This is a genomic window from Streptomyces sp. NPDC096310 (genome assembly GCF_044763125.1).
Lineage (GTDB): Bacteria > Actinomycetota > Actinomycetes > Streptomycetales > Streptomycetaceae > Streptomyces.
Genome location: NZ_JBIWFO010000001.1, coordinates 456412 through 467634, shown reverse-complemented (window position 1 = coordinate 467634; position 11223 = coordinate 456412). Strand labels below are relative to the sequence as shown.

The window sequence follows — 11223 nt, the reverse complement described above, 5'->3', positions numbered from 1 at the left end:
TCACTCCCCGCCGCGCAGCACGGAGTTGCCCTCATGGTGGGCGGCGGGGGCGGGCACGTCGAGCTGGAGCCGGCCGCTGAGTCCGTAGAAGGCGACGGGGTTGCGCCACAGGACCTGGTCGACGTCGTCGGCATCGAATCCGGCGGCGAGCATGGCGTCGGCGACCTTGCGGGTCTTGAGGGGGTCGCTGTTGCCCCAGTCGGCGGCCGAGTTGACGAGGACCTTCTCCGTGCCGTGCTCCTTGAGCACGGCGACCATCCGGTCCTCGTCCATCTTGGTGTCCGGGTAGATGGAGAACCCGAGCCAACTGCCGCTCCGGGCAGCTTCCTTGACGGTGGTCTCGTTGAGGTGGTCGAGCAGTACCCGGTCCGGGGCCAGGGCGGATTCCCGTACGACGTCGATGGTGCGGCGCAGCCCGGCGAGCTTGTCGCGGTGCGGGGTGTGGACGAGGGCGGGCAGGCCGTGGTCGGCGGCGAGCTGGAGCTGGACGGCGAGCGCGGTGTCCTCGGCCGGGGTCATGGAGTCGTAGCCGATCTCTCCGACGGCGACGACGCCGTCCTTGACGAGATAGCGAGGCAGTTCGTCCAGGACCGGGGTGCAGCGCGGATCGCCCGCCTCCTTGGGGTTGAGGGCGAGGGTGCAGTGGTGGGCGATGCCGTACTGGGCGGCGCGGAACGGCTCCCAGCCGAGCAGCGCGTCGAAGTAGTCGTAGAAGCTGGCGGGCGAGGTGCGGGGCTGGCCGAGCCAGAAGGACGGTTCGACGAGGGCGCGCACACCGGCGGCGTACATCGCCCGGTAGTCGTCCGTGGTGCGGGACGTCATATGGATGTGGGGGTCGAAGATACGCATCAGGACTCCTCGCCGGTCAGTTGGAGCGCACGGTGCAGGTCGGCGGGTACGGGGCGGCCGGCGGCGGACCGCTCGGCGGCGAAGTCGCGCAGCATACGGGCCAGTTCGGCGTCCCCGTGGGCGCGTACGGCCAGCTCGGCGACGGTGTCGAGCGCGACGCCCGTGAAGAGGCACTTGAGGACGGCGTGGCGCCAGGCGTGGGTGTCGAGATGGGTGGCGGCGTACGGTCCGACGGCCGCCGCGACGAGCCGGGTGTCGTTGGTCCGCAGCGCGTCCTCGACCAGGGGCAGCGCGCCGGGCCCGGTGACGCGTTCGGGCAGGGCGAGCAGCACGGCGCGGCGCTCGGCGGCGGTGCCCCGGTGGTAGAGCCGGGTGAGGGTGGCGGTTCCGGCCGCGGCCCGGTGGAGCAGCAGGATACGGACGGTGTCGGCCTGGTCCTGGCCGCAGTGGCGTCCGGCGGCGGCGAAGCGCAGCTCCCAGGGCGCGGCGGCGCCGGTGTCCGCCCGTCCTGCGGCGGCGCTCGCCTCGGTCAGTGCCGCGTCGAGCCAGGCGGCGGCGTCCGGAGCGAGAGCGCCCGCCGGTTCCGGGTGTCCGTGTGTCATGCGCGTACCTCCAGCGCCCGCAGGAAGTCCATGGAGGTGCGGGCGAGTTCGGGTCCGGCGTGGGAGTGGCGGGGCAGCTCCACGACGGTCAGGCCCTGGTAGCCGGTGGCGGCCAGCGCGTCGAGCACCGGCGGGAAGTCGATCTCGCCGTCGCCGAACGGCAGATGCTCGTGGACCCCGCGTCGCATGTCCTCGATCTGGACGTGGCGCAGCCAGGGCGCGGCGTCCCGTACGCAGTCGGCGGGCGACGCGGGCTCCAGACACTGGCAGTGGCCGATGTCGAGGGTGAGACCGAGCGGTTCGGGGTCTCCGAGGCGGCGTCTGAGTTCATGGAATCCGGCGAGGTCCCCGACGAGATGGCCGGGCTCCGGCTCGATCGCGAGCGGGATGCCGGCGGCCTCGGCGGCGTCGAGCACGGGCCCCATCGCCTCTTCGAGCCGCTTCCACGCGGTGTCCTGGTCCGTACCGTCCGGGGTGACGCCGCTGAAGCAGTGCACGGCATGGGCGCCGAGGTCGGCGGCGACCTGGACGGCGGTGACGAGCAGCCCGGTCCTGGCGGCGCGCCCCGCGGGGTCCGGATCGAGCAGGGTGGGGCCGTGTTTGCGGCGCGGGTCGAGGACGTAGCGGGCGCCGGTCTCGACGGTGACGTCGAGCCCGAGTTCCGCGAGGCGGTCGGCGACCCGGTGGGTGCGGGCGGCCAGTTCGGGCGCCACCGGGTCGAGATGCATGTGGTCGAGGGTGAGTCCGACGCCGTCGTAGCCGAGGTCGGCGAGGAGGCCGAGGGCGTCGTCCAGCCGCAGATCGGTGAGCCCGTTGGTGCCGTATCCGAGACGCGGACTCATGTGGGGCTCACTTTCCGTGCGACGGTGCGGGCCAGCGGTGCCAGCCCCATGACTCCCAGCGCCACCCCGGCCGCCCCGCCGCGCGCGGCCAGCGCGCCCTGGAGCGGGATCATGGCCCGGATCCCGCCGCCGACGGCGCGCTGGGTGAGGGCGGGGGACGGGTTGAGCGCGGCGTGCAGCAGCGGCCGCCCGGCGGTTCCCGCGTAGAGGGCGGCGAGCCCGGCAGCCAGCGCGTGGCGGGCCGTCCGGCCGGTGGCACCGGTGTCCGTGGCCGCCGGGGCGCCGGGGCGCGGCGGCGGCGGCCGGCGGCCGAGCAGCGCCCCCACCGTGCCGGTCACCGCGAGCGCGGCGAGCGGCAGCGCGGTCGAACCGCCCCGGGTCTCGCGGCGCGAGACGGTGGTGACGGCGGCGGTGTGCACACCGAGCACGGCGGCGGCCGGCAGCGCGGCCCGTACCCCGATCCCGCTCGCGCGCCCGGCGCTCCCGGCGCGGCCTCCGGGGCCGGGAGCGCCCGCCGCCGCGGTGGCCCCGAGCAGCAGGTCCAGGGAGCGGGCCGCGCCCATCGCCGCCGGACCCGCCGGGGTGTGTTTGAGGCGTAGGTCGTACGCCCAGACCGTGGCCGCCAGCGCCGTGCCCACCGCCAGCGAGGGGCGCCCCGCGCGGGCGGCGAGCGCCAGGCCGGCGGCGGTCAGTCCGCCGGCCGCCGCGAGGGCCGCGGGCGGCGAGATCCGGCCCGAGGGGATCGGGCGGTGCGGGCGGTCGACGGCGTCCTCCTCGCGGTCGGCCCAGTCGTTGAGCGCCATGCCCGCCTCGTACAGGCAGAGCGAGGCGCCCACGGCGAGCGCGGTGGCACGTCCTGGCCGCACCCCGAGCGATGCCGCGCCCGCGAGCCCGTCGCCGACCACGGTGAACAGGGCGGAGACGCGCAGCAGTTCGGCCCAGGCACCGAGCCGGCCGGTGTCCGGGCTCCCGGTGCGAGCGCTCATCCGGACTCCCCCAGCCGCTCCGCGAAGGAGAGCAACGCCTCGAACTGTTCGGCGAGGGCGGCGGGGCCGCCGTCCGGATCCTTGAAGTAGAAGCCGAGTTCGGGCAGCGGGCCGCTCAGTCCGGCCTCGTGGGCGCGGGCCACCAGCCGGGCGAGGTCGAGGACGAGGGGTGCGGCGAGGGCCGAGTCGCACCCCTGCCAGATGGTCTGGAGGACCATGCGCGAGCCGAGGAAGCCGTCGAAGGCGATGTGGTCCCAGGCGGTCTTCCAGTCGCCGAGCGCCGGAACGTCGTCGATGTGGACCTCGCCCTCGGGGGCGGTGCCCAGGGTGTCGGTGAGGACGCGCTCCTTGCCCGCGTTCTTGGCCGCCGCCGCGGCCGGGTCGGCCAGCGCCGCTCCGTCCCCGCCGCCCAGCAGGTTCGTCCCCGACCACGCCCGGACGGTCAGGGCCCGCTGGACGAACATGGGGGCGAGTACGGAACGGAGCAGCGTCTGGCCTGTCTTGCCGTCGCGGCCCGCGTGGGGAAGCCCACGGGCCGCCGCGGCGGCGGTGAGGGCCGCGGTGCGCAGCCCGGTCGAGGGGGTGAAGTTGACGTACGGGCAGCCGGCCCGTACCGCCGCCGCCGCGTAGAGCGAACTCGCGGGCAGACGCGGGTCGTTCGGGTCCGGTTCGGCCTCGGTAGAGGAGACGTTGACGACGACGGTGCGGGTGACGCCGGTGCGGCGCGCGAAGTCGGTGAGGTCGGCGGCGAAGCCGTCGATGATCTCGTCGTCGCTCCTGGTGTCCCCGGGGTGGGGTCCGCCGGGCCGTATCTCCCGGTCCGCGGCGGTGAGTTCGGCGTGGATCGCCGCGGGCAGCCCGTGCGGCAGGACACCGGCGGTGGTCAGTGCCTCCGCGCGTTTGGGGAGCGGACAGCTCGCCGTGTCGTGTCCGCCGAAGACGAGCGAGTTCAGGGCGGGCAGTCCGGCCGCGGCGAAGGGCGCGGTCTCGGCGACCATGCCTGTCGGGGGGTGGAGTCCGGCGGTGACGGCCGCGCAGCCCGCGACGGCCGTGGTGGCGACCGAGCCGCGCGCACCGACGAACCACACTCCCGTTCGTACGGCGGCCCCGGCCGTTCCCGCTGCTGTCGATTCCGTACCGGTGGTGGTCACGGGCCGCCTCCTTGCGGTGGTGCGATGGGGTGGTGGTGCGCGGTGATGGTGGGGCGCGGTGATGGTGGTGCGATGGAGCGTGGTGCCTGGTGGCACCTGAGGGTGGTACCTGGTGGTGGTGGCTTGCGGTCATGTCGTGCGATGGCGCGAGGGGGTGGGTGACGGCGGGCGGGGGGTAGGGCGCCTCCCCGCCCGCCGCCGGCCGGCGGCCCGCCCGTCAGGAGGAGGGCAGTTCCTTGAGCTGGATGTCGCGGAACGACACCTGGTCGTCGGACCCGTGGTTCTGGAGCCCTATGTAACCGTTCTTCAGGCTGCGGGCCGGGTCCTTGTTGGTGAAGTCGTTGATCTTCACTCCGTTGAGGAAGATCTGGAGCCGCTCACCCTGGACCTTGATCTCGTAGTTGTTCCACTGGCCCGGCGGGCGCAGCACCCGGTCCCTGGCCTTGAGGTCGGCGGACTTGAAGCCGTACACCGAGCCGGTGGTGCGGTCGGGGGTGTCGGTGGCGTCGATCTGCACCTCGTACCCGTTGTTCACCGCGGACCAGGGGTCCTCGGAGGCCGGGAAGCCCACGAAGACACCGGAGTTGTCGTCCCCGGCCATCTTCCAGTCCAGCTTCAGGGAGTACGAGCCCAGCTCCTTGGCCTGGTACCGGAGCAGCCCCATGCCGCCCTCCGAGCGCAGTTCGCCGTCGACGACGTCGAACTTCCCGGGGCCCGCCTGCTTCCACCCTTCGAGGGTCTTGCCGTTGAAGAGGGAGCGGTAGCCGGTCCTCGGCTTGCAGTCGGCCTTGACCTGGCCGGCCGCGTACCGCAGTCCGCCGAGCAGGTGCTCGCGGAAGGGCGCCTCGGCGTAGGACTCCTTGGTGTGGCCGCCCCCGGTGTAGAAGGACCGGCCGCCCTCGTAGGTCTGGCACCAGGCGATCGGGTGGTCGCCCTTCATCGTGCCGCCCTGGTAGGTGGTCTCGTCCAGGGTGGCGAGGACACGGGCCTGACCGCGCGGGTTGGTGCGGTAGTTGTACCACTCGTCGGTGCGCTGCCACTCGTCGTCCAGGTGCGCGGTCGCCGGGTGGTCGTGGTCCTCGACGCGTACGGTGGCGGGCTGGATCGCCGGATGCGAGTCGAAGTAGGCGCCGACGAGGCCGCCGTAGAACTTCCAGTCGTACTCGGTGTCCGCCGCGGCGTGCACGCCCATGTAGCCGCCGCCGGTGGCGACATAGTTCTCGAACGCCTTCTGCTGGTCGGCGCTGAGCACATCACCGGTGGTGGAGAGGAAGACCACCGCGTCGTACCGGGCCAGGTTGTTGGTGGTGAACTGGCCTGCCTCCTCGGTGGCGTCGACGGTGATCCCGGTCGTCTTCCCCAGCTCCTTGAGGGCGGTGACGCCCGCGGGGATCGAGTCGTGGCGGAATCCGGCGGTCTTGGAGAAGACCAGGACCCGCTTCTCGGTCTTGCCGGGCACGGCGTTGGAGAGCTGGAAGTCGTCCATGTCGTAGAGCGCGCCCGAGCCGCCCTTGAAGACCAGGAAGAGTTCGGTGGTCTTCTTCGGTACGGAGCGCAGCGGTACGTCGATGTCCTGGAAGGTCTCCCAGCCGCCGGTGGCCGGGATCGGCGCGGAGCCGAGCAGGTTGCCGGTCGCGGAGCCGGTCCGTACCTCCAGGAAGCCGCCGGCGCCGCCGGAGGAGATCCGGGCGGTGAGCGTCTTCGACCCGGTCAGGTTGTACGGCTTGAAGGAGATCCAGTCGCCGTTGTCGATGTCGCCGACGGTCTTGCCGCCGTTGGCCGCGGCCTTCTCGATGACCGTGACACCGGAGGAGTTGTTGAAGTGCTCGGCCTGCCGGTGGCGCGGCTGGAGCTGCGCCTGGTCATGGGTGGTGAGCGCGGCCTGGCCGCCGCCTCCGCCGTCGGTGTACTCGGCGTCGATCACACCGAAGATGTTGGCGTTGGGGTCGTGTTCGGTGTCGGCGGGCGCGGTGATGGTGCCTTCGCAGCCGTTCTCCGAGGTGATCGGGTGACCGTGGCTGTCATGGCCCAGGATGTAGCGGACGACGACCTTGGAGCAGTCGATCGTGCCGTCCTCCGGATCGCTGACCTTCACCTTGAAGGGGATCTTGTCCCCGAAGTTGAAGAGGGTCCCGTCGGCGGGGAGTTCGAGGGTCACCTTGGGCGCGGTGTTGCCGACGACCACGCGCACGGAGGCGGTACCGGTGCGCTCCGTCGGGTCCGTGACGGTGAGCCGCGCGGTGTACGTGCCGTTCTTGCGGTACGTGTGGACCGGGTTGGCCTCGGTGGAGGTGGCGCCATCACCGAAGTCCCAGGCGTAGCCGAGCGCGTCGCCGTCGGGGTCCTGGGTGCCGGCCGAGGAGAAGGTGACCTTCAGCGGGGTGGTGCCGGAGGTCTTGCCGGCGGCGGCCACGGCGATCGGTGACTTGCCGCCGGTGGAGTTCTCGATGCGGTAGAGCGCGGAGTGCTCGTCACCGCCGAACCAGGAGAGGCCGTAGTCGAGCACGTAGAGCGCGCCGTCGGGGCCGAAGGCCGAGTCCATGACCTGGGTGCCGGTCCACGGGAAGGGGTTGATCTTCTCGACCGTGCCGTCCTCGTCCTGCTCGATCCGCTTGATCCACTGGCGGCCGAACTCGGTGGCGAAGAAATCGCCGTCGTACTCCTCGGGGAACTTCACCGGGGAGTCGAGGTCCGCGTCGTAGCGGTAGACCGGGCCGGCCATCGGGGACTCGGAGCCGGTGCCGAACTCGGGCACACTGCTGCCGTCGTAGTCGATCCAGGCGGGCTGGGCGGGCGGCAGATCGGTGAGCCCGGTGTTGTTCCGCGAGGTGTTCTTCGGCGCGGCGCAGTCGAAGGCGGCGCCGGACTCCTTGGTGGCGAAGTCGTAGTCGACGAACGGCTCGTTCTTGCCGACGCAGTACGGCCAGCCGTAGTTGCCGGGCTTGGTGACCCGCGCGAACTCGACCATGCCGGCCGGGCCGCGGGCCGGGGAGGCGGCGCCCGCGTCGGGGCCGTAGTCCCCCACGTACACGACGCCGGTCTGCTGGTCGACGGAGATACGGAACGGGTTGCGGAACCCCATGGCGTAGATCTCGGGGCGGGTCTTCTCGGTGCCCGGGGCGAAGAGGTTGCCCTCGGGGACAGTGTACGAGCCGTCCTCGGCGACCTTGATGCGCAGCAGCTTGCCGCGCAGGTCGTTGGTGTTGCCCGCGCTGCGCTGGGCGTCGAACGCCGGGTTGCGGTCGGTCCGTTCGTCGATCGGGGTGTAGCCGTCGGAGGCGAAGGGGTTGGTGTCGTCGCCGGTCGACAGGAACAGGTTGCCGTCGGCGTCGAAGGCGATGTCGCCGCCGACATGGCAGCAGGTGCCGCGGGTGGCGGCGACGTCGATGACCTTCTTCTCGCTCGCCTTGTCGAGCGTGCCGTCCTCGTTCAGGGTGAACCGCGAGAGCCGGTTGATCCCGTCGAAGGGGGCGAAGTCGGCGGGCGCCCCGTTCTCGGGGGCGTCGCCGGCGGGGGTGTCCAGCTTCGGCGCGTAGTAGAGGTAGATCGCCCGGTTCTCGGCGAATCCGGGGTCCACCCCGACGCCCTGGAGACCCTCCTCGTCATGGTTGTAGACGTCCAGGGTGCCGGCGACCATGGTGTCTCCGCCGGCGTCGGTGAGGCGCAGCGTGCCGTCGCGCGAGGTGTGCAGGACGCGGCGGTCCGGGAGTACGGCGAGCGACATGGGCTCGCCCACCTCGTCGGCGCCCTTGGCGAGGGTCACCTGCTGGAAGCTCTCCTCCGCGGCCGACGGCCCCGCTCCCGCGGCGGACGCGGGTACGGCGCTCAGGCTCGACCCGGCGAGCAGGGCGCCCGTCAGGAGTGCGAGGAGGTTTCTGGCTCGGGGGTGCTGGCCGGCTCTGGGGCGTTTTCTGTGCACGAAAGTCCTCCACAGTGGGCTGTTCCGTACCTGCGGGGTGCCGGGAGAGCGCGGTCCCTCGCGCTCTCGCCTCCCGGGGGGTGCTCGTCCCGCACCGGGTCCCCGTGGAGGTGGCTGTGTCACCGACGTGCGCCGTCACATCGGGGACCACCGTGGTGCTGTGTGCTGCGTGTTGTTCTGTACAACTCAATGTCATGGACGGTAGCCGTGTTCGTCCCGTACCGAAAGACCTTGCGCACGGGTGAAGTTGAACTTCTTCCAGTTTCTGGACAAAGCACCCGCCGGGCAGCCGGGACCGCCCGGCGGCGCGAGCCGCCTCCCGGGTGCCCGGAAGGCGCGCCTTCCGGGCACCCGGGAGGCGCGGGTACGGGGGCGGGCCCCGTACCCGCTGCCGGAGCTACTCCCCGCCCCCGAACGCGGCGTCGAAGGACGCGCTCGGCGGGTCGAAGTCGAAGCGCTTCAGGCCGGCCAGCGCCTCGGGCGCCCCGGCCAGCCGGTCCATGCCGGCGTCCTCCCACTCGACGGAGACGGGCCCCTCGTACCCGATCGACCGCAGCATCCGGAAGACGTCCTCCCACGGCACATCGCCGTGACCGGCCGAGACGAAGTCCCAGCCGCGCCGCGGGTCGCCCCAGGGCAGATGCGAGCCGAGCCGTCCGTTGCGCCCGTCGAGGCGCTTGCGCGCCTCCTTGCAGTCGACGTGGTAGATCCGGTCGCGGAAGTCGTAGAGGAAGTTGACCGGATCCAGGTCCTGCCACACGAAGTGGCTCGGGTCGAAGTTCAGCCCGAACGCCGGACGGTGGTCCACCGCCTTCAGCGCCTCGTGCGTGGTCCAGTAGTCGTACGCGATCTCGCTCGGGTGGACCTCGTGCGCGAAGCGGACCCCCTCGGCGTCGAAGACGTCCAGGATCGGGTTCCACCGCTCCGCGAAGTCCTCGTACCCCCGCTCGATCATGCCGGGCGGCACGGGCGGGAACATCGCGACGAGATGCCAGATCGAGGAGCCGGTGAAGCCCACGACCGTGTCGACCCCGAAGGCCGCCGCGGCCCTCGCGGTGTCCTGGATCTCGGCGGCGGCACGCCGCCTGACTCCCTCGGGCTCGCCGTCGCCCCAGATCCGGGACGGCAGGATGCCCTGGTGGCGCTCGTCGATGGGGTGGTCGCAGACGGCCTGGCCGACAAGGTGGTTGGAGATCGCCCAGCACTTCAGCCCGTACTTGTCGAGCAGCTGGTGGCGGCCGGCCAGATACGCGGGGTCGGCGAGGGCCTTGTCGACCTCGAAGTGATCGCCCCAGCAGGCGAGTTCCAGACCGTCGTAACCGAAGTCACGGGCGAGCCGGCACACCTCCTCCAGGGGCAGATCGGCCCACTGGCCGGTGAAGAGCGTGAACGGACGTGGCATTCGGACCTCCTTCTGGGAAGTCCCTGACTCTTTCGGGAATCAGGAACGCTGATCGGTGGGCGGTGCGGACGAGGGCGCCGACGGTGGCGGTACGGGCGTGTACACGGCGTTCTTCGCCGCGCTGTCCTCCACCGCCGCGAGCACCCGCTGCACCTGGAGTCCGTCCTCGAACGACGGCACCGGATCGCGCCCGGCGGCCACCGCCTCCACCAGGTCGCGCACCTCGTGCACGAACGTGTGCTCGTACCCCAGCGCGTGGCCCGGCGGCCACCACGCCTCCAGATAGGGATGCTCCGGCTCCGTGACCAGGATCCGGCGGAAGCCGGACGAGGGCGCGGGCTCGGTGTGGTCGTGGAACGACAGCTCGTTCAGCCGCTCCAGGTCGAAGGCGAGCGAGCCGCGCTCGCCGTTGATCTCCAGGTGGAGCGCGTTCTTGCGCCCCGAGGCCATCCGGCTCACCTCGAAGGAGGCCAGCGTGCCCGAGGCCAGCCGCCCGGTGAACACCGCGGCGTCGTCGACGGTCACCGCGCCGGTCTCGGTGCCGCCGGCCCCGGACAGGCCGGCCGTCGCGCCGCTGAGGACGGGCCGCTCCTTGACGAAGGTCTCGGTGAGCGCCGAGACCCCCACCAGCACCTCACCGGTCAGGAACTGGGCCAGGTCGACGATATGCGCGCCCAGGTCGCCCAGCGCCCCCGACCCGGCGTGCTCGCGCTTGAGCCGCCAGGTCAGCGGGGCCGCCGGATCGGCCAGCCAGTCCTGGAGGTACGTGACCCGTACATGGCGCAGGGTGCCGAGCCGGCCCTCCGCGATGAGCTGCCGGGCGTACGAGACGGCCGGCACCCGGCGGTAGTTGAAGCCGACCATGGCGAGCCGGCCCTGGGAGCGGGCCGCCCGTGCCGCCCGTACCATCGCCTCGGCCTCGGCCACCGAGTTGGCGAGGGGCTTCTCGCACAGGACGTGCTTGCCCGCCTCCAGCGCGGCGATCGCGATCTCCGCATGGCTGTCCCCGGGGGTGCAGATGTCGACCACCTGCACATCGTCGCGCGCGATCAGCTCCCGCCACTCCGTTTCGGCCGCTGCCCAGCCGTGTTTCCGCGCGGCCGCCTGGACGGCGGCCTCGTCCCGGCCGCAGATCGCGGCGAGCACGGGCCGCATCGGCAGGTCGAAGACGTGTCCCGCGGTGCGCCACCCCTGTGAGTGGGCGGCGCCCATGAACGCGTATCCGATCATGCCGATGCCGAGTGTCGGCGGTGCACCGGCGGCTTGCTCCGCCGCTTCCCTGGGGGTCATACGGAGTACTCCTCGTCTCTCGCTCGGTGGGGGGTGGCCCGGTGCCGCCCGTGCCCCTTCCGGCACGGGCGGGTCCGGTCAGGTGCCTCTCGTCCGGATCCTGCCGGGCTCGCGCGCGCCGGCCCCGCTCCCTGATCCGGCCCGGTCCGGACGGAGGCCCCCGGGCCCTGGCCTGATGCCGA

8 protein-coding genes are annotated in these 11223 nt (G+C 72.3%); all 8 read right to left on the bottom strand.

What is annotated here, in order from left to right; translation table 11 throughout:
• Window positions 1-849: a TatD family hydrolase gene (locus ACIQ7D_RS01750; protein WP_403932330.1), complete on the bottom strand. Its 849-nt coding sequence runs from the start codon at window positions 847-849 to the stop codon at window positions 1-3.
• Window positions 849-1451, bottom strand: a complete 603-nt coding sequence (locus ACIQ7D_RS01745) for an EboA domain-containing protein (RefSeq protein ID WP_403932327.1) — start codon at window positions 1449-1451, stop codon at window positions 849-851. The genes ACIQ7D_RS01750 and ACIQ7D_RS01745 overlap by 1 nt, the downstream gene beginning before the upstream one ends.
• On the bottom strand, window positions 1448-2293 hold the full coding sequence (locus tag ACIQ7D_RS01740; RefSeq protein WP_403932325.1) for a sugar phosphate isomerase/epimerase family protein: 846 nt from the start codon (window positions 2291-2293) through the stop codon (window positions 1448-1450). The genes ACIQ7D_RS01745 and ACIQ7D_RS01740 overlap by 4 nt, the downstream gene beginning before the upstream one ends.
• Window positions 2290-3279 carry an SCO3242 family prenyltransferase gene (locus ACIQ7D_RS01735; RefSeq protein WP_403932323.1) on the bottom strand — a complete coding sequence of 330 codons (990 nt, stop codon included), beginning with the start codon at window positions 3277-3279 and terminating at the stop codon, window positions 2290-2292. The genes ACIQ7D_RS01740 and ACIQ7D_RS01735 overlap by 4 nt, the downstream gene beginning before the upstream one ends.
• Window positions 3276-4430: an inositol-3-phosphate synthase gene (locus ACIQ7D_RS01730; protein ID WP_403932320.1), complete on the bottom strand. Its 1155-nt coding sequence runs from the start codon at window positions 4428-4430 to the stop codon at window positions 3276-3278. The genes ACIQ7D_RS01735 and ACIQ7D_RS01730 overlap by 4 nt, the downstream gene beginning before the upstream one ends.
• Before the next feature lie 217 nt (window positions 4431-4647).
• Window positions 4648-8349, bottom strand: a complete 3702-nt coding sequence (locus ACIQ7D_RS01725) for a ThuA domain-containing protein (RefSeq protein WP_403932318.1) — start codon at window positions 8347-8349, stop codon at window positions 4648-4650.
• Between the two features lie 397 nt (window positions 8350-8746).
• Complete coding sequence (locus ACIQ7D_RS01720; protein ID WP_384996154.1) at window positions 8747-9751, bottom strand: sugar phosphate isomerase/epimerase family protein; 1005 nt, start codon at window positions 9749-9751, stop codon at window positions 8747-8749.
• Window positions 9752-9790: 39 nt separating this feature from the next.
• Window positions 9791-11041 carry a Gfo/Idh/MocA family protein gene (locus ACIQ7D_RS01715; RefSeq protein WP_403932315.1) on the bottom strand — a complete coding sequence of 417 codons (1251 nt, stop codon included), beginning with the start codon at window positions 11039-11041 and terminating at the stop codon, window positions 9791-9793.
• Window positions 11042-11223: the final 182 nt, after the last annotated feature.

Excerpts from the sequence above, each read along its gene's own strand:
- ACIQ7D_RS01750 (WP_403932330.1), bottom strand. The coding sequence starts at position 849 with ATGCGTATCTTCGACCCCCACATCCATATGACGTCCCGCACCACGGAC.
- ACIQ7D_RS01745 (WP_403932327.1), bottom strand. The coding sequence starts at position 1,451 with ATGACACACGGACACCCGGAACCGGCGGGCGCTCTCGCTCCGGACGCC.
- ACIQ7D_RS01740 (WP_403932325.1), bottom strand. The coding sequence starts at position 2,293 with ATGAGTCCGCGTCTCGGATACGGCACCAACGGGCTCACCGATCTGCGG.
- ACIQ7D_RS01735 (WP_403932323.1), bottom strand. The coding sequence starts at position 3,279 with ATGAGCGCTCGCACCGGGAGCCCGGACACCGGCCGGCTCGGTGCCTGG.
- ACIQ7D_RS01720 (WP_384996154.1), bottom strand. The coding sequence starts at position 9,751 with ATGCCACGTCCGTTCACGCTCTTCACCGGCCAGTGGGCCGATCTGCCC.
- ACIQ7D_RS01715 (WP_403932315.1), bottom strand. The coding sequence starts at position 11,041 with ATGACCCCCAGGGAAGCGGCGGAGCAAGCCGCCGGTGCACCGCCGACA.